The following is a 17,248-nucleotide window of genomic DNA, read 5'->3' as shown; positions in this document are numbered from 1 at the left end:
ATGGATACTCCTGAAAGTCCTAGAACATGGTCCGCTCGATACCGAAGCGGTCGAAGATCTTGCTCGCGATCTCCTCGATGGAGACGTGCGTGGTGTTGAGGCAGGGTATACCCTCGCGCCGCATCAGCTTCTCGGCCTGGGCCAGTTCCCAGCGGCACTGCTCGAGGGTCGCATAACGGCTGCCGGCGCGCCGCTGTTCGCGGATCTGCGCCAGCCGCTGGGGGTCGATGGTGAGGCCGAACAGGCGCTCCTTGTAGGGGCGCAGGCGCGCGGGCAGTTCCAGCTTGTCCAGGTCGTCGTCGGTCAACGGATAGTTGGCGGCGCTGACTCCGTAATGCAAGGCCATGTACAGGCAGGTCGGCGTCTTGCCCGAGCGCGACACCCCCACCAGGATCAGGTCGGCCTGGCCATAGTCCACGTCGATGCCGTCGTCGTGCGACAGCGCATAGTTGGTGGCGTTGATGCGCGCCTCGTACTTGTCGAAGTCGACCAGGCCATGCGAGCGGTTCACCATGCCGGAGCGCTTGGCCCCCAGTTCGTCCTCCAGCGGCCCGATGAAGGGCGCGAACACGTCCAGCATCAGCGCGCCGCTCTCTGCCACGATCTCGCACAGGTCGCGCGAGGCCATGGTGTTGACCACGATGGGACGCTGCCCGGTCTGGGCATAGCGGGTCTTGATGCGCAAGGCCGCCGCCTCCGCCTTGTGGGCGTCGTCGATGAAGGGCAGCCGATGCTTTTCGAACTGCACGCCCTCGAACTGGGCAAGAATGCTGTTGCCGATCGTCTCGGCGGTAATACCAGTGGAATCGGAGATGAAGAAAACGGTTCGCTGCATGGGTAATCCATAGTTCCTGGCTGTTCCAGGTGGACACCTTAGCGCAACGTGAAAAGCCTGTCCTTGTCTGGATATCGGCTGACTGGTATGCAGTTGGCGTGGGTTTTGGCGGGAATGGTCTTCTTGTGCTCCTCACCAACGGCAGCGGACAATACCAGTTCTTTGTAGCCGGGATTTCGATTGTCCCGGACACAGTCCCTTTCCGACTACGAGCTCTTGAGGAGACTCCCTTGAACGACCTGGTGCTTTGGCTCGACACGCTGCGCATGACCGACCTGGGCAAGGTCGGCGGCAAGAACGCGTCGCTGGGCGAGATGATCGGCAACCTCGCCAAGCTCGGCGTGTCCGTGCCAGGTGGCTTCGCCACCACCGCCGACGCGTTCCAGCAGTACCTCAACAAGAGCGGCGTGGCCCAGCGCATCCAGGCGCGCCTGGCCTCGCTGGACGTGGACGACGTGGAGGCGCTGACCGCCGCCGGCAAGGAAATCCGCGAATGGGTCACTGAGACCCCGCTGCCGTCCGAGCTGGACCAGGCCATCCGCGAGGCCTACGCCAAGCTGTGCAAGAGTGCGGGCGCACAGGACATTGCGGTGGCCGTGCGCTCCTCCGCCACCGCCGAGGACCTGCCCGATGCGTCCTTCGCGGGCCAGCAGGAAACCTTCCTCAACGTGGTCGGCATCGAGGACGTGTTGCACAAGGTCAAGGAGGTGTTCGCCTCCCTCTACAACGATCGCGCCATCGCCTACCGCGTGCACCAGGGCTTCAAGCACGAGGACGTGTTCCTCTCCGCCGGCGTGCAGCTGATGGTGCGCTCGGACGTGGGCGCCTCCGGCGTGCTGTTCACCCTGGACACCGAGTCCGGCTTCCGCGACGTGGTATTCGTCACCGGCTCCTACGGCCTGGGCGAGATGGTCGTGCAGGGCGCGGTGAACCCTGACGAGTTCTATGTGTTCAAGCCCACGCTGAAGGCTGGCAAGCCGGCGGTGCTGCGTCGCAGCCTCGGCGCCAAGCAGCAGCGCATGGTCTATTCAAGCCAGCCCGGCGAGCGCGTGCGCATCGAGGAGACCCCGGCCGAACTGCGCCACCGCTTCTGCATCACCGACGAGGACGTGCAGGAACTGGCCAAGCAGGCCCTGGTGATCGAGCAGCACTATGGCCGCCCGATGGACATCGAATGGGCCAAGGATGGCAACACCGGCAAGCTATACATCGTGCAGGCCCGCCCGGAGACGGTGAAGTCGCGCGCCCAGGCCACCCAGCTGGAGCGCTTCCACCTCAACGAAAAGGGCAAGGTGCTGGCCGAGGGCCGCGCCATCGGCCAGAAGATCGGCGCCGGCAAGGCGCGCGTGATCCGCTCGCTGGCGGACATGAACAAGGTGCAGCCGGGCGACGTGCTGATCGCCGACATGACCGATCCCGACTGGGAGCCGGTGATGAAGCGCGCCGCCGCCATCGTCACCAACCGCGGCGGCCGCACCTGCCACGCGGCGATCATCGCGCGCGAGCTGGGCGTGCCGGCGGTGGTCGGCACCGGCAATGCGCTGGATACCATTCCCGATGGCGCGGAAGTCACCGTGTCCTGCGCCGAGGGCGATACTGGCGTGATCTACCAGGGCGCGCTGAAGTTCGACCGCGTCACCGCCGACCTCGGCCACATGCCCGAGGCGCCGCTGAAGATCATGATGAACGTGGCCAACCCCGAACGCGCCTTCGACTTCGGCATGCTGCCGAACGCCGGCATCGGCCTGGCCCGCCTGGAGATGATCATCGCCAGCCATATCGGCGTGCATCCCAAGGCCCTGCTGGAATACGCCAGGCAGGACGCCGAGACGAAAAAGAAGATCGACGTGCGCATGGCCGGCTACGCCGACCCGGTGTCGTTCTACGTCGACCGCCTCGCCGAGGGCATCGCCACCATCGCCGCCTCGGTGTACCCGAAGCCGGTGATCGTGCGCCTGTCCGACTTCAAGTCGAACGAGTACGCCGGCCTGATCGGCGGCTCGCGCTACGAGCCGCACGAGGAGAACCCGATGATCGGCTACCGCGGCGCCAGCCGCTACGTCGATCCGGGCTTCGCCGAGTCCTTCGGCCTGGAGTGCAAGGCGGTCAAGCACGTGCGCGAGGTGATGGGGCTGGACAACGTCTGGGTGATGATCCCGTTCGTGCGCACCCTGGACGAAGGCCGCAAGGTCATTGAGGTGCTGGGCAGGAACGGCCTCAAGCAGGGCGAGCACGACCTGAAGATCATCATGATGTGCGAGGTGCCCTCCAACGCCCTGCTCGCCGACGAGTTCCTGGACATCTTCGACGGCTTCTCGATCGGCTCCAACGACCTCACCCAGCTCACCCTCGGCCTGGACCGCGATTCCAGCATCGTGGCCAACCTGTTCGACGAGCGAGACCCGGCGGTGAAGAAACTGCTGGCGATGGCCATTAAGACCGCCCGCGAGAAAGGCAAGTACGTGGGCATCTGCGGCCAGGGTCCCTCCGACCACCCAGACCTGGCCGAGTGGCTGATGGACCAGGGCATCGAGTCGGTGTCGCTCAACCCCGATACCGTGGTGGACACCTGGCTGCGCCTGGCCAAGCACAAGGCGGCCTGAGACGAAGGGGGCGGTGGCGACACCGCCCCCTTCATTTTTCCTCTCTGTGGGAGCGCACCCTGTGCGCGACTGCTGTTGCCTTGTTGACAGCCAGTCGCGCACAGGGTGCACTCCCACAGACGAGCCAGTCCGGGAAACTTTGCATCCACGGCCGAGTCTCTTTCCGGGAATGGCCGGGTTCGCCGGCCGACGAGGGGACTGCCATGCGCGCCATCCTGGGCCTGATTTCCCGCAACAAGGGTTTCATCACCTTCATGCTGTGCATGGTGATGTTCCGCAGCGCGATCGCCGACTGGAATGTGGTGCCGACCGGCTCGATGCAGCCGACCATCCAGATCGGCGACCGCATCGTGGTGGACAAGGCCGCCTACGACCTGCGCCTGCCGCTCACCCATCTCATCCTGCTGCACCGCGCCGATCCACAACGCGGCGACATCGTGGTGCTCGACTCGTCCGCCGCCGGCGAACGGCTGGTCAAGCGAGTGATCGGCCTGCCAGGCGACCAGGTGGCCCTGGTGGCGAACCGCCTCTATGTCAACGGCCAGTCCGCCGCCTACCGGCCCATCGCCGTGCATGGCATCCGCGACGACCGCGAGGACCCCGCCCGCTACGCCATCGAAACCCTGGGCCCGCTGCGCCATCCGGTGCGCTGGTCGATCGCCGCCCAGGGCCACGGCCACGACTTCGGCCCGGTCACCGTGCCCGCCGGCAAGTACCTGCTGCTGGGCGACGACCGCGACAACAGCGCCGACTCCCGCTACTTCGGCTTCTTCCCGCGCAGCGAGATCACTGGGCGCGCCACCCGCGTGGCGGTCTCGCTCGATCCCGGCGACCACTACCTGCCGCGCCGCGGGCGCTGGGGCACGCCCCTGCCATAGCTTCGCCCACCCATTGCCAGCGCCCCCGCCACCACGTAAAATCGCCGGCTCGCGTGGACCACACGCACCGTTTCGGAGAGGTGGCAGAGTGGTCGAATGTACCTGACTCGAAATCAGGCGTACGTGTAAGCGTACCGTGGGTTCGAATCCCACCCTCTCCGCCAGAAACGCAAAGCGCCCCTCACGGGGCGTTTTGCGTTTCTGGCGGAGAGGGTGATTCATACGAACCCACCCGGGTTCGACAAATTCGCCTGGAGCGAATTTGGACAGCCGCAGGCTGGCCCCGCAGCGCGCCAGCGCGGAGGGGTCGGGTCCATGGATGGACCCGACAATCCCACTTCGCATGGCTCGCCGCTCCCCAAGCTCTTCCGCTCTCTACCTTGCAGATAGAGCTCGGCAAGCCCCCGCTGGATCCCCGCCTTCGCCGGGATGACAAGCAAAAGAACAGCGCCACTTCCCTCACCGATTTCTTTGCGCATTCACCCCACTTCCGTCATGCTCGCACCGCGCCGCCACACCAGGCATCCCATGATCGAGTTCGGACACGGAACGCACGTCGGCCTTCGCCGCACGCGCAACGAAGACACCTATTACGCCGATGCCTCGCTCGGCCTGTTCTTGGTGGCGGACGGCATGGGCGGGCACCAGCATGGTGAAGTGGCGTCGGCCCTGGTGCGCGACGCGGTGGCCGATCTCGTGCGGCGCGGCCATAGCCTGGTGGAGGCGGTACGCGCCGCCGACGAGCGCCTGATCCAGCACAGCCGCGGGTTTCGCGACCCGCACCCGATGGGCACGACCATCGCCGCGCTGCGCCTGCATGCGGACAGCTATGAAGTGGTATGGGTCGGCGACAGCCGCGTCTATCTGTGGCAGAAGGCCTTGCGGCAGGTCAGCCACGACCATTCGCTGGTGCAGGAACTGGTGGCGGCCGGCACCCTCGATGCCGCCCAGGCGGCACGTCATCCGCAGCGCAACGTGATTACGCAGGCGCTGGGCATCACGGCGGCCGAACAACTCCATATCGGCATGGCGCGCGGCAAGCTGGAGCCGGGCATGTGCTTCCTGCTGTGCAGCGACGGCCTTACCGAAGAAGTGGACGATACCGGCATCGCCGGCATCGTGTCGCGCCGGGACCTGTCCGCGCAGGAATGCGTGGAGCATCTGCTGCTCGCCGCCCTCGACGGCGGCGGCACCGACAACGTCACGGCCATCCTCGCCCGCGTCAATTGAGCCGGCGAAAAGCGTTCAATGCACGGCTGGCGACTCCGCGAGGCGCCACACGCTGGTGCCGTCTGCGCTCTTGTCCAGCGCATCGAGACGACGTTCGTGGGCCGCCAATTCCTCTTCGCTGGCGCGCAGCACGCGCGGGCGACGATCCAGCACCAATGGCGCCAGCGTCACCGCCGCGCCTTGTTCCTGGGCGCCTTCGAAACCCAGGTCGAGCACGACCTGGCCGGAGGTCATGGCCAAATACACCTCGGCCAGCAATTGGGCGTCGATCAGGCCGCCGTGCAGGTCGCGCGCCGAGTTGTCCACGCCCAGGCGCTTGCATAGCGCGTCCAGGCTGTTGCGCTGGCCGGGATAGCGTTCGCGCGCCATGGCCAGCGTGTCGAGCACCGTGCAGCGGTCCCCGATGCGGCCATACGATTCGCCCAGGCGTTCCAGTTCCGCATTGAGGAAGCCGACGTCGAAGGCAGCGTTGTGGATGATCAGTTCGGCGCCGTCGATGAAGGCCAGGAACTCGTCCACGATGTCGGCGAAGCGCGGCTTGTCGAGCAGGAACTCGTCCTCGATGCCGGTCACCTGGCGTGCGCCTTCGTCGATCGCGCGGTCCGGGTTGAGGTAGGTCTGGTAGTGGCGCCCGGTGGGGCGGCGCTCGACCATCTCCACGCAGGCGATTTCGATCAAGCGATGGCCCTGGCGCACTTCGAGACCGGTGGTCTCGGTATCCAGCACGATCTGCCTCATGCCCTGCTCCTGAATTGCTCGGCCTGCTCGCGCGCCGCCACGTCGACGCGCTCGTTCTCCACGTGGCCATTGTGGCCACGCACCCAATGCCAGCGCACCTGGTGCGACTCGACGGCCGCGGACAGGCGTTGCCACAAATCCTGATTCTTCACCGGCTTCTTGTCGGCGGTACGCCAGCCATTGGCGCGCCACTTGGGCACCCATTCCTCGATGCCCTGCATGACGTAGCGCGAATCGGTGGTCAAGGCGACCTTGCAGGGACGCTTGAGCGCCTCCAGCGCGGCGATGGCGGCCATCAGTTCCATGCGGTTGTTGGTGGTGGCCGCCTCGCCCCCCGCCAGCATGCGTTCGGTGCCCTTGGCGCGCAGCAGCGCGGCCCATCCGCCCGGCCCGGGATTGCCCAGGCAGGCACCATCGGTAAAAGCTTCCACTTCAGTCATTGTCACCCATCAAGATTTACGTACGGTCACGAGGACGCCGCATTGCGCCGAGCCCCCGGCGCCAGACCGACATTGACGGTAGCCGCCACGGCCTTGGGCTTGAGGCGGATCGGCGTGGCGACACGGCGACGCTTGCGCGCGATCATCAGGTAGCCGCCGCCGAAGGCATGCGTCCCCCCATCCAGTTCCACGCTGCCGCTGGGCCATGGCCGGCCCACGCGCGCCACCTGCTCGATATCCAGTTCGATCCGGCGCACCCAGCGCTCGAGCAGGATCGGCGAACGCATCATGGGTGCATGCCCGTGCGTGCGCCAGATCATCCAGGGCACCCAGGCGCTGAAAGGATGCAGGCCCGTCAGCGCAAGCACGCCGCCCGGAGACAGCACGCGCGACGCCTCGCCCAGCAGTTCCTGCGGCGTGGCCGACAATTCCAGCGCGTGGCGCAGCAGGACCAGGTCGAAGGCATCGTCCGTGAACGGCAAGGGCTCGTCGCCCTTCGCCAGCAGGTCGCCGGCATAGCGGTCCTGGCGCATGTCCAGCCGCGTCCAATGGCCCAGCAGCGGCAGCACCGGCGGCGCATCTCCCTGGGTGGCGCTGATCAATAGCGCATGCGCGCCACTGCAACGCTGCAGCCCGGGCGTCAGCGCCGCCGTCTCCTCGGCCAGCAGGCCGCGCAAGGGTGCGCTGGAGTAGATGTCTTGGTCACGCTGAGACATGCCTGGGTGGCCGGTGGGAGCAATAGGGAGAGTGTAGCGGCAGCCCGGTCATAACGTGCCCTGGTTTGCGGCCGGAGCACGAACGCGCCCGCAAGCCTGAACAGCACATCCGGCGATTAACGTCTCACTAACGAGCGAGCTGGCAAGCCGCTTTATAGTCCGGCACTTCGCGCAAGCCAAGGATGCCTGCGCCAGTCGATACGAAACCACGGAGGTGCTCTCCTTGCACGTCGTACCGTTACCGGCGCTTGCCGACAACTACATCTGGCTGCTGCACGACGACGCGGGCCAAGCCGTCGTCGTCGATCCCGGCGAGGCGGCGCCGGTGGAGGCCGCACTGAAGGATCGCAGGCTGCAGCTTCGCGCCATCCTGCTCACGCACCATCACCATGACCATATCGGCGGCGTGGATGCCTTGCTCGCCCGCCATGCCGTACCGGTCTATGCGCCACGCGACGAACGCATCGCCACGGCCACGCACCGCGTCGGCGATGGCGACCGGGTGGCGCTGGAGCAGCCACGATGCCGCTTCGAGGTGATCGCCGTGCCCGGCCACACCACGACGCACATCGCCTATGCGGGCGAAGGCGTGCTGCTGTGCGGGGATACCTTGTTCAGCATGGGCTGCGGCCGCCTGTTCGAAGGCACTCCTGGGCAGATGCTGGCCTCGCTGGACCGGCTCTCGGCCCTGCCCGGCCATACCCTGGTGTGCTGCGCCCATGAATACACCGCCGCCAACGGTCGTTTTGCGCGGACCGTCGAACCGGACAACGCGGCGCTGGCCGCCCGCGAACGGGAAGTGATGTCGTTGCGTGCGCGCGACCAGCCCAGCCTGCCGGTCAGCCTGTCCACCGAACGGGCCACCAATCCCTTCCTTCGCACGGATAGCGAGGGCGTAATCGCATGGAGCCGCCGCCAGGGCATCGACGGCGACCGCATCGCGCGATTTGCCGCGCTGCGCGCCAACAAGGACGTCTTCAGCGGATGAATACGCCTCGTATTCGCCGCCTGCGTCCCCTGCCCCTGGCCATGTCGATGCTGTTGGCGGCCTGCGCCTCCGCGCCGTCGCCCAAGCCACAGGCGCCCCAGGTGCAGGCCCCGGTTCCCGAACCGGTGCGCGACATCGCCACCCCGGTTCCCGGTCCAGCCATGCCCGGCGAGAACACCGCCAATATGTGGGACCAGTTGCGCGACAGCTTCGCCATGGCGGACTGCGACGCCGATCCGGGCATCGCGCTGTGGGCGCGCCGCTACACCCAGAACCCGCAGCGCTTCGAAAGCCAGCTCGCCGCGGCGGCGCCGCGCCTGGCCTATGTGCAGCAGATCGCGGCCAGGCACCACGTGGCGGGCGAGTTCGCCCTGCTGCCCTGGGTGGAAAGCCAGTACCGCCCGATCTTCAGCGGCAAGGGCATGCCCGCCGGCATGTGGCAGATCATGCCCACCACCGCCAATGCCATGGGCATCCGGGTGGACAAGGATTTCGATGGACGTCTGGACGTCCCAGCGGCCACCGACGCCATCATGGCCCTGCTCGGACGCTACCACGACGATCTCGGCGACTGGCGGCTGGTGGACTACGCCTTCAACGCCGGCGAGTTCGGCGTGAAGCGGATGGTGGACCAGCACGGCACGCCCCCCGCCGAACCGGTGATCCCCAGGATGCCGGTCAAGCCCGTGACCCGCGAGCACCTAGTGAAACTACTGGCCATCGCCTGCGTGATCCGCGATCCGGGCCGCTTCAACGTCAGCCTGCCCGAGCTTCCCTCGGAGCAGCGGCTGGTGACCGTGAGCGTCGGCAACGCCATGCCCATCGCCCATGCCGCCGACCACGCCGGCATGTCGCCGGACGAGATGAAGAACCTCAATGCCGCCTTCCGCAACGGCATGGTCGATCCGCACGCCTCGCCCTACCTGCTGCTGCCCAGCAATCGCGTGCAGCAGTTCCGCAGCGCGCTGCTGGCCGAAAGCAGCGGTGGCACGCAGGACATGGCCGGCACGGCCACGCTGCCGCCCCTGGGCGCGGCCCTGGGGGCCGCCGATGGCGACACGCCCGGCAGGACGCATACCGTCAAGTCCGGCGAAAGCTTGTGGAGCATCGCTCGCCGCTACTCGATCGGCATCAAGCAGCTCCAGCAGTGGAACCACCTGCAGGGCGCCGGCGTCAAGCCGGGCCAGGTGCTGAAGGTGAGCGCGCCCGGCTGATCCACGTTACGCCGGGCGCCGCCGGCCCCGTCCCCAACCCTGGAACACAAAGGGGCGGCCTCGCGGCCGCCCCTCCGTGACAACATGCCATGACCGGTTACATGCGGTCCGCGGCGACCTTGATCTCGGTCTTGGCCTTGAGCGCGTCAAGCAGGGCCTGCGTGGCCAGGATGCCGTAGGTCTGGCCCATCTGGTCGCGCAGCGCGGTACGCTGTTCCGCCGGCACCTTGCTCAGGTCGCCGTCCTGCACCTTATCGACTGCCACCAGCGCGTCATTGCCGTCGTGCGTGACGACGCGTGCGAACTGCGGCTTGCCAGCCGCCGGATGCGGCAGCAGGAAGGCCTGTTCCAGCAGTTCCAGCGGCAGCGACGGCTGCATGCGCACTGCCTCGGGTACGGCCTGCACGTTGGCGCCGACGGAAGCTGCCACTGCCTGCATGTCCTCGCCCTTCTGCAGGCGGGCGAGCAGCGCGTCCGCGCGCTTCTGCGCCTCGGCGGCGATGCGCTCGTCCAGGATTTTCTGGCGTACCTGGTCGCGCACCTCGGCCAGCGGACGGGCAGCCGCCGGCACATGCTTGTCCACGCGCACCACCACGGCATGGTCCGGGCCGAGCTCGATCAGGCCGGAGTTGTTGCCCTGGACCAGCACGTCGTCGGAGAACGCCGCCTGCACCAGCTTCGGATTGGCCGCCAGGCCTTCGCCGCCCTTGCGCGAGAACGGCCCGGTGGCCTGGATCGACAGGTGCAGGGCCTGTGCGGCCGGCTCCAGCGACGAGGGATTCTGGTAGGTCTGGTCGGTGAGCTTGCCGGCCAGGTCGCTGTACTGGCGATCGCGCTCGGTGGCCAGGTAGTCCTTGGCGATCTGCTCGCGCACCTCGGCGAAAGGCTTGGCCTCGCCGCTGCGCGCGTCGCGCAGGTACAGGATGTGATAGCCCTCGTCGGACAGCACCGGCTTGGAGACCTGGCCCTTCTGCAAGGCGAACAGGGCCGAATCGAACGCCGGATTGGTCACGCCCTTTTCCAGCCAGCCCAGGTCGCCACCGGCACGCTTGGAACCCAGGTCGTCCGAATCCTGCTCGGCCAGCTTGGCGAAATTGTCCGGATTGGCCTCGCCGGCGATCTTCTCAGCCTTGGCCAGCGCCGCCTTCTGCTGGTCCGGCGTGGCGTTCTTCGGCACGTTGACCAGGATATGCGAGACCAGGCGCTGCTCCGGCTGCACGAAGCGCTGCTTCTCGTCCTCGTAGCGCTTCTTCAGCTCGTCCTCGCTGGGTTGCGCATCGATCTTCAGGTCGTTGCCGTTGACCTCGATGTACTTCAGCGAGACCTGCTCGGGATTCATGAAGTCAGCTTGGTGGTCCTTGTAGTAGGCCTCCAGCTGGGCATCGCTCACCTCGGTGTCGGTCAGCGCCGGACGCGGCACGGTGAACCAGCGCAGGTCACGGCGCTGGTAGAGCAGTGTGAGGTAGCGGTCCATGTCCGCGTCGGTGACGATCGCGCTGCCGATGATCGCGCGCGGCAGCAGCCCCACTTCCATCGAGGCGCGCTGGCTGGCCTCGAACGAGGCCGGCGTCATGTTCTGCGCGGCCAGCACGGCGCGGTAGGTGGCCGGATCGAACTGGCCATTGACCTGGAACTCCGGTGCGCTGGCGATGCTGTCGCGCAACGCCAGGTCGGACACCTTCATGCCCATCGATTCGTTCGCCTGGCGCAGCAGCTCCTGGTTGATCAGCTGGTCCAGCACCTGGCGCTTGGTTTCCGGCTGCTCGAAGGCGGCCGCGTCGAACTGGTCGCCCATGCGCGCCATGGCCTGGCGACGCGCCTCGTTCATGCCGTCCTGGAAGTCGCGCTGGGAGATCTCATGCTTGCCCACCATCGCAACGTAGGTATCGGTCCGCGACGCGAAATAGGACTCGATGCCGAAGAACGAGATCGCGAAAACGCAAATGCCCAGAATGACGATGGAAGGCCATCCGTGAAGCTTGTTACGCAGTGCCTGCAGCATGGATTGTTCCCGGCTCTCGTTGTTCGGCGCAGCATGTGCGCGATGCTCAAATGGCAAGGGCGCCACGCGGGCGCCCTTGCGAACTATGGCGGAGCGGACGGGACTCGAACCCGCGACCTCCGGCGTGACAGGCCAGCATTCTAACCGACTGAACTACCGCTCCGCATATTTCTGGTGGGTGCTGTAGGGTTCGAACCTACGACCCTCGCCTTGTAAGGGCGACGCTCTACCGCTGAGCTAAGCACCCGAAACTAAGCAAGTAGCCGCTTAGTTTAGGGCATCCTTGAGGGTCTTGCCAGCCTTGAAAGCCGGAACCTTCGAGGCCTTGATCTTGATCGTTTCGTTGGTGCGCGGGTTGCGGCCGGTGCGGGCGGCGCGCTTGCGCACGGTGAAGGTGCCAAAGCCGACCACCGAGACGTCGTCACCCTTCTTCAGCGCCTTCTGCACGGTCTCGAAGAAAGCCTCGAGAGCACGGCCGGCGTCAGCCTTGGTGAGTTCGGCCTTTTCGGCAATGGCATTGATCAGATCGGTTTTATTCATTGAGACACTCCCTTAAACGGTTATGCAGCCCGCGTGGTCATTCTGGGACCAGGCGACGTCCCTCGCGCAGGGCGCCGGGTCATCGCCAAGCAACCCCGCATCACTGCGCATCGTGCTCGGCGTCAGGCTGCGGTGCCGCCTTTATACCAGTGCCCCCCAGGGTCCGCAATGACAAGGTCTGCCAAGGCTTCGCGCGGTTCAGCCTGTTTCGACGACGCTTGCAAAGTGCGTGCTGAAACGCTATGCGAAGTGTGTCGCAATCCATGACGCAGCCATGAAAAACGGGCGGTTTCCCGCCCGTTTTTAGGTGATCCATATCACGGATCAATGAGGCCGCACATACGACTCCTGCGCTTCCTCCTGCCCATCGTCCAGCGGAGCCTTCTTCGGCTTGTCGTCGCCTTCGCCGGCCTGCAGCGGCTGCAGCGGGCGCTCCAGAGCGATGTCCAGCACCTCGTCGATCCAGCGCACCGGATGGATGTCCAACGAACCGGTGATGTTCTGCGGAATGTCGGCCAGGTCCTTCTTGTTCTCCTCCGGGATGATCACGGTGGTGATGCCACCGCGATGCGCCGCGAGCAGTTTCTCCTTGAGGCCGCCGATGGGCAGCACGCGGCCGCGCAGGGTGATCTCGCCGGTCATCGCCACCTCCGAGCGCACCGGCACCTTGGTCAGCGCCGACACCAGCGCCGTGCACATGGCGATGCCCGCGCTCGGGCCGTCCTTGGGCGTGGCGCCCTCCGGCACATGGATGTGGATGTCGAATTTCTCGTGGAAATCCGGCGAGATGCCGAGGCGATCGGCGCGTGCGCGCACTACCGAAAGCGCGGCCTGGATCGACTCCTTCATCACGTCGCCGAGCTGGCCGGTATGCACCAGTCGGCCCTTGCCCGGCACCACCGAGGCTTCGATGCTGAGCAGGTCGCCGCCGACCTGGGTCCACGCCAGGCCGGTCACCAGGCCGACTTCGTTCTGGAGTTCTTTACGGCCAAAATCGAAGCGGCGCACGCCCAGGTATTGCTCGAGGTTGGCCGAATCGACCACCACGCTGCCGGGAGCCTTGGCCTTCGCCCTGGACGACTTGGCAGCCGCGACCGGCTTCTTCGCGCCCTTCCCGGCCTGTCCCAGCGCCAGTTCCTTCACCACCTTGCGGCAGATCTTGGACACCTCGCGCTCGAGGTTGCGCACGCCCGACTCGCGCGTGTAGTAGCGCACGATGTCGCGGATGGCCTCCGCCTCCACGCGCAGCTCCTCGGATTTGAGGCCATTGGCCTTCAGCTGCTTGGGCAGCAGGTACTTCAGCGCGATGCCCAGCTTCTCGTCCTCGGTGTAGCCGGGGATACGGATCACTTCCATGCGGTCCAGCAGCGGGCCGGGGATGTTCAGCGAGTTGGCGGTGGCGATCCACATCACCTCGGACAGGTCGAGATCGACTTCCAGGTAGTGGTCGTTGAAGGTGTGGTTCTGCTCGGGATCGAGCACTTCCAGCAAGGCCGACGACGGATCGCCACGGAAGTCCATCGACATCTTGTCGATCTCGTCCAGCACGAACAGCGGATTCCTGGTGCCGACCTTGTTGAGGTTCTGCACGATGCGGCCCGGCATGGAGCCGATATAGGTGCGACGATGGCCGCGGATCTCGGCCTCGTCGCGCACGCCGCCCAGGCTCATGCGGACGAACTTGCGGTTGGTGGCCTTGGCGATCGACTGGCCAAGCGAGGTTTTGCCCACGCCCGGCGGGCCGACCAGGCACAGGATCGGGCCACGCATGGTGTTCACGCGCTGCTGCACGGCGAGGTATTCGAGGATGCGCTCCTTGACCTTCTCCAGGCCGAAGTGATCGGCGTCGAGCACTTCCTGGGCCAGTTGCAGGTCCTTGCGCACCTTGCTCTTCTTCTTCCACGGCACGCCGACCAGCCAGTCCAGGTAGTTGCGCACCACCGTGGCCTCGGCCGACATCGGCGACATCTGGCGCAGCTTGCCGAACTCCTGGCGCGCCTTGGCGAGCACGGCCTTGGGCATGCCGGCGTTGTCGATCTTCTTCTGCAGTTCCTCGACTTCGTTGGGGCCTTCCTCGCTCTCGCCGAGCTCTTTCTGGATGGCCTTCATCTGCTCGTTGAGGTAGTACTCGCGCTGGCTCTTCTCCATCTGCGACTTCACGCGGCCGCGGATGCGCTTCTCCACCTGCTGCAGGTCCATCTCGCCGTCGACCAGGCCGATCAGCAGCTCCAGGCGCTGGCCCACGTCGGCGGTCTCCAGCACCTTCTGCTTGTCGGCCATGCGCACGGACAGGTGCGCGGCGATGGAGTCGGCCACGCGCGAAGGGTCGTCGATGCCCGACAAGGTGGCCAGCACCTCGGGCGGCAGCTTGCGGCTCTGCTTGACCAGTTGCTCGAACAGCGAGACCAGCGTGCGCGACACCACGTCGAGCTCGCGCTCCTTGTTGCTGTAGACCGGCTCGATGATGCGCGAGGTGGCGGTCAGCATGCCGCCATCCTCGCTGTAATGCTCGACCGCCACGCGCGCCTGCCCTTCCACCAGCACCTTCACGGTGCCGTCGGGGAGCTTGAGCAGCTGCAGCACGCCGGCCAGCGTGCCGATCTCGTGCAGGTCGCCCATCTTGGGGTCGTCGATATCCGGGCTTTTCTGCGCCACCAGCAGGATCTGGCGCTCGCCCTCCATGGCGCGCTCAAGCGCGCGCATGGACTTGTCGCGTCCGACGAACAGCGGAATGACCATGTGGGGATAGACCACCACGTCGCGCAGCGGCAGCACCGGCAGGGCGTCCAGTGCGGCTCCAGTGGCCAGGGGATGAGGGGCGTTCTTTGCCATCGAAGAGAATCTCTCAGGGATGAATAGCGTCTTTTGCCCCGACACTGCGCCGGGGGCATCTGTACGTCAAGTGGTGGCAAACCCACACGCGTACAAGTGCATGACGGGACACGCAAACGACATGGCCCCGGCAATCTGCCGGGGCCATGTCGGGTTAAAACGGCCTGAAAACCAGGTTAGGCGGCGTCGCCGCCCTCGCCCGCCGCGCGCGGCTGCTTGAGGTTGCCGCGGTAGATCAGGTAGGGCTCGGCCTGGCCTTCGATGACGGCATCATCCACCACTACCTTGCTGACGTGCTCCAGCGACGGCAGCTCGTACATGGTGTCCAGCAACACCTGTTCGAGGATGGTGCGCAGGCCGCGGGCGCCCGTCTTGCGCTTGAGTGCCTTGCGGGCGATCGCCTGCAGCGCCTCCGGGCGGAACTCCAGTTCCACGCCTTCCATCTCGAACAACTTCTTGAACTGCTTAGTGACGGCGTTCTTCGGCTCGGTGAGGATCTTCACCAGCGCCGGCTCGTCCAACTCGTCCAGCGTGGCGACCACCGGCAGGCGGCCGACGAACTCGGGAATCAGGCCATAGCGCACCAGGTCGGACGGCTCCACGTCGGCCAGCAGCTTGCCCAGGTTTTCCTTGCGTTCCTTGCTGCGCACCTCGGCCGAGAAGCCGATGCCCACGGTCTCGGAACGCTGCTGGATCACCTTTTCCAGGCCGGCGAACGCGCCGCCGCAGATGAACAGGATGTTCTTGGTGTCCACCTGCAGGAATTCCTGCTGCGGATGCTTGCGACCGCCCTGCGGCGGCACCGAGGCCAGCGTGCCCTCGATCAGCTTGAGCAACGCCTGCTGCACGCCTTCGCCGGACACGTCGCGGGTGATCGACGGGTTCTCGCTCTTGCGCGAGATCTTGTCGATCTCATCGATGTAGACAATGCCCGACTGCGCCTTGTCGACGTCGTAGTCGCACTTCTGCAGCAGCTTCTGGATGATGTTTTCCACATCCTCGCCGACGTAGCCCGCCTCGGTGAGGGTGGTGGCGTCGGCGATGGTGAACGGCACGTTGAGCAGGCGCGCCAGCGTCTCGGCCAGCAGGGTCTTGCCCGAACCGGTGGGACCGATCAGGAGGATGTTGGACTTGCCCAGCTCGACATCGTCGCTCTTCTGGCGCGATTCCATGCGCTTGTAGTGGTTGTACACGGCCACCGCCAGCGCCTTCTTGGCGCGGGTCTGGCCGACCACGTACTGGTCGAGCGTCTCCATGATCTCGCGGGGCTTGGGCAGCTGGCTGCGGCCGGAAGCAGCCTTCTCCTCCAGCTCCTCGCGGATGATGTCGTTGCACAGCTCTACGCACTCGTCGCAGATGAACACGGAAGGACCCGCGATCAGCTTGCGCACTTCATGCTGGCTCTTGCCGCAGAAGGAGCAGTAGAGAATCTTGCCGCTGTCGTTGGAACGGCCCTGACGGTCGTCGCTCATGCCTGGATCCTGCTAGTAAATCGATTGCGGTTTGAGAATAGCACAGCGTTCCGCGTCTGCAGCGAGACGCGGAACGACTTGCAAACCTGGTACCAGGTGGCTGAAATCAGGCGGATTTCACCGTTTCCACGGCGCGGCGGTCCAGGACCTGGTCGATCAGACCGTATTCCTTGGCGGCCTCGGCGCTCATGAAGCGGTCGCGCTCCATGTCCCGCTCGATCTTTTCGAGCGGCTGGCCGGTGTGCTGGACGTAAATGTCGTTCAGCCGGCGGCGCAGGTAGAGGATTTCCTGGGCCTGGATCTCGATGTCCGTGGCCTGGCCCCGGGCGCCGCCCGACGGCTGGTGGATCATCACGCGGGAGTTGGGCAGCGAATAGCGCTTGCCCTTGGCGCCGGCCATCAGCAGCAGCGAGGCGGCGCTGCAGGCCTGGCCGATGCACATGGTGCTGACGTCCGGCTTGATGAACTGCATGGTGTCGTAGATCGCCAGCCCGGCGGTGACGGCGCCGCCCGGGCTGTTGATGTACAGATGGATGTCCTTGTCCGGGTTTTCCGATTCAAGGAACAGCATCTGCGCGACCAGCAGGTTGGCCACCTGATCGTTCACCTCGCCCACGAGGAAGATCACGCGCTCCTTCAGGAGTCGTGAATAAATGTCGTACGAACGTTCGCCTCGGGCGGTCTGCTCGACGACGATCGGTACCAGGTTGAGGTTCTGGATCGGGTCCATAGCCATGCGTGTCGCTCTCCGGTGAATGGG

Annotated in this window: 14 protein-coding genes and 3 tRNA genes; 6 read left to right on the top strand and 11 right to left on the bottom strand. The window is 65.9% G+C overall.

The features are described from left to right. Nucleotides 1–19: 19 nt before the first annotated feature. Nucleotides 20–835 (bottom strand): posphoenolpyruvate synthetase regulatory kinase/phosphorylase PpsR, encoded by an 816-nt coding sequence (gene ppsR / locus MJ605_RS08955; protein ID WP_243041075.1) that lies wholly within the window; start codon nucleotides 833–835, stop codon nucleotides 20–22. 230 nt (nucleotides 836–1,065) lie between these two features. On the opposite strand from ppsR, the gene ppsA reads away from it, so the two are divergent. From ppsA to MJ605_RS08935, 4 genes are all read left to right on the top strand, one after another. Then, nucleotides 1,066–3,438, top strand: a complete 2,373-nt coding sequence (gene ppsA, locus MJ605_RS08950; protein WP_243041074.1) for a phosphoenolpyruvate synthase — start codon at nucleotides 1,066–1,068, stop codon at nucleotides 3,436–3,438. A 203-nt stretch (nucleotides 3,439–3,641) separates the two neighbouring features. After that, nucleotides 3,642–4,316, top strand: coding sequence for a signal peptidase I (gene lepB, locus MJ605_RS08945; RefSeq protein ID WP_243041073.1), 675 nt, complete (start codon nucleotides 3,642–3,644; stop codon nucleotides 4,314–4,316). 74 nt (nucleotides 4,317–4,390) lie between these two features. Further along, nucleotides 4,391–4,480 (top strand) — tRNA-Ser (locus tag MJ605_RS08940). A 364-nt stretch (nucleotides 4,481–4,844) separates the two neighbouring features. Then, complete coding sequence (locus MJ605_RS08935) at nucleotides 4,845–5,546, top strand: PP2C family protein-serine/threonine phosphatase (RefSeq protein ID WP_243041072.1); 702 nt, start codon at nucleotides 4,845–4,847, stop codon at nucleotides 5,544–5,546. A 15-nt stretch (nucleotides 5,547–5,561) separates the two neighbouring features. Here the strand turns inward: MJ605_RS08935 and dnaQ are convergent, their stop codons facing one another. From dnaQ to MJ605_RS08920, 3 genes are read right to left on the bottom strand one after another with little or no spacing between them, the layout of a single operon-like run. After that, complete coding sequence (gene dnaQ / locus MJ605_RS08930) at nucleotides 5,562–6,284, bottom strand: DNA polymerase III subunit epsilon (RefSeq protein WP_243041070.1); 723 nt, start codon at nucleotides 6,282–6,284, stop codon at nucleotides 5,562–5,564. After that, entirely contained in the window at nucleotides 6,281–6,724 is a 444-nt protein-coding gene (gene rnhA / locus MJ605_RS08925; protein WP_243041068.1) for a ribonuclease HI, read from the bottom strand. The genes dnaQ and rnhA overlap by 4 nt, the downstream gene beginning before the upstream one ends. 26 nt (nucleotides 6,725–6,750) lie before the next feature. Then, nucleotides 6,751–7,440 carry a methyltransferase domain-containing protein gene (locus MJ605_RS08920; RefSeq protein WP_243041067.1) on the bottom strand — a complete coding sequence of 230 codons (690 nt, stop codon included), beginning with the start codon at nucleotides 7,438–7,440 and terminating at the stop codon, nucleotides 6,751–6,753. 223 nt (nucleotides 7,441–7,663) lie between these two features. On the opposite strand from MJ605_RS08920, the gene gloB reads away from it, so the two are divergent. Together gloB and MJ605_RS08910 are read left to right on the top strand one after the other, a co-directional pair. Beyond that, the gene (gloB, locus tag MJ605_RS08915; protein ID WP_243041065.1) at nucleotides 7,664–8,428 is read left to right on the top strand and encodes a hydroxyacylglutathione hydrolase; all 765 of its coding nucleotides are present in this window, start codon (nucleotides 7,664–7,666) and stop codon (nucleotides 8,426–8,428) included. Next, nucleotides 8,425–9,642, top strand: coding sequence for a LysM peptidoglycan-binding domain-containing protein (locus MJ605_RS08910; RefSeq protein WP_345779522.1), 1,218 nt, complete (start codon nucleotides 8,425–8,427; stop codon nucleotides 9,640–9,642). Before gloB ends, MJ605_RS08910 begins: the two co-directional genes overlap by 4 nt. Nucleotides 9,643–9,739: 97 nt before the next feature. Here the strand turns inward: MJ605_RS08910 and MJ605_RS08905 are convergent, their stop codons facing one another. The 7 genes from MJ605_RS08905 to clpP all read right to left on the bottom strand — a co-directional run bounded on the left by MJ605_RS08905 (nucleotide 9,740) and on the right by clpP (nucleotide 17,224). After that, the gene (locus tag MJ605_RS08905) at nucleotides 9,740–11,644 is read right to left on the bottom strand and encodes a SurA N-terminal domain-containing protein (protein ID WP_243041064.1); all 1,905 of its coding nucleotides are present in this window, start codon (nucleotides 11,642–11,644) and stop codon (nucleotides 9,740–9,742) included. Nucleotides 11,645–11,730: 86 nt separating this feature from the next. Then, a tRNA-Asp gene (locus tag MJ605_RS08900) sits at nucleotides 11,731–11,807 on the bottom strand. Between the two features lie 9 nt (nucleotides 11,808–11,816). Continuing rightward, nucleotides 11,817–11,891 (bottom strand) — tRNA-Val (locus MJ605_RS08895). A 20-nt stretch (nucleotides 11,892–11,911) separates the two neighbouring features. Further along, nucleotides 11,912–12,184: an HU family DNA-binding protein gene (locus MJ605_RS08890; RefSeq protein WP_019465590.1), complete on the bottom strand. Its 273-nt coding sequence runs from the start codon at nucleotides 12,182–12,184 to the stop codon at nucleotides 11,912–11,914. A gap of 324 nt (nucleotides 12,185–12,508) precedes the next feature. Further along, entirely contained in the window at nucleotides 12,509–15,016 is a 2,508-nt protein-coding gene (gene lon, locus MJ605_RS08885) for an endopeptidase La (RefSeq protein ID WP_243041063.1), read from the bottom strand. Nucleotides 15,017–15,192: 176 nt separating this feature from the next. Next, nucleotides 15,193–16,488, bottom strand: a complete 1,296-nt coding sequence (gene clpX / locus MJ605_RS08880) for an ATP-dependent Clp protease ATP-binding subunit ClpX (protein ID WP_074547536.1) — start codon at nucleotides 16,486–16,488, stop codon at nucleotides 15,193–15,195. Nucleotides 16,489–16,594: 106 nt separating this feature from the next. Continuing rightward, nucleotides 16,595–17,224, bottom strand: coding sequence for an ATP-dependent Clp endopeptidase proteolytic subunit ClpP (clpP, locus tag MJ605_RS08875; protein WP_243041062.1), 630 nt, complete (start codon nucleotides 17,222–17,224; stop codon nucleotides 16,595–16,597). Between the last annotated feature and the right edge of the window lie 24 nt (nucleotides 17,225–17,248).

This window comes from Dyella sedimenti (assembly GCF_022760995.1).
Classification (GTDB): Bacteria; Pseudomonadota; Gammaproteobacteria; order Xanthomonadales; family Rhodanobacteraceae; genus Dyella; species Dyella sedimenti.
The sequence above is the reverse complement of the archived record's forward strand: the minus strand, read 5'-3'. Positions and strand labels throughout refer to the sequence as shown.

Bases quoted from the DNA above. Each gene is read 5' to 3' on its own strand.
- ppsR (WP_243041075.1), bottom strand. From the start codon at position 835: ATGCAGCGAACCGTTTTCTTCATCTCCGATTCCACTGGTATTACCGCC.
- lepB (WP_243041073.1), top strand. From the start codon at position 3,642: ATGCGCGCCATCCTGGGCCTGATTTCCCGCAACAAGGGTTTCATCACC.
- MJ605_RS08935 (WP_243041072.1), top strand. From the start codon at position 4,845: ATGATCGAGTTCGGACACGGAACGCACGTCGGCCTTCGCCGCACGCGC.
- dnaQ (WP_243041070.1), bottom strand. From the start codon at position 6,284: ATGAGGCAGATCGTGCTGGATACCGAGACCACCGGTCTCGAAGTGCGC.
- rnhA (WP_243041068.1), bottom strand. From the start codon at position 6,724: ATGACTGAAGTGGAAGCTTTTACCGATGGTGCCTGCCTGGGCAATCCC.
- MJ605_RS08920 (WP_243041067.1), bottom strand. From the start codon at position 7,440: ATGTCTCAGCGTGACCAAGACATCTACTCCAGCGCACCCTTGCGCGGC.
- MJ605_RS08910 (WP_345779522.1), top strand. From the start codon at position 8,425: ATGAATACGCCTCGTATTCGCCGCCTGCGTCCCCTGCCCCTGGCCATG.
- MJ605_RS08905 (WP_243041064.1), bottom strand. From the start codon at position 11,644: ATGCTGCAGGCACTGCGTAACAAGCTTCACGGATGGCCTTCCATCGTC.
- MJ605_RS08890 (WP_019465590.1), bottom strand. From the start codon at position 12,184: ATGAATAAAACCGATCTGATCAATGCCATTGCCGAAAAGGCCGAACTC.
- lon (WP_243041063.1), bottom strand. From the start codon at position 15,016: ATGGCAAAGAACGCCCCTCATCCCCTGGCCACTGGAGCCGCACTGGAC.
- clpX (WP_074547536.1), bottom strand. From the start codon at position 16,488: ATGAGCGACGACCGTCAGGGCCGTTCCAACGACAGCGGCAAGATTCTC.
- clpP (WP_243041062.1), bottom strand. From the start codon at position 17,224: ATGGCTATGGACCCGATCCAGAACCTCAACCTGGTACCGATCGTCGTC.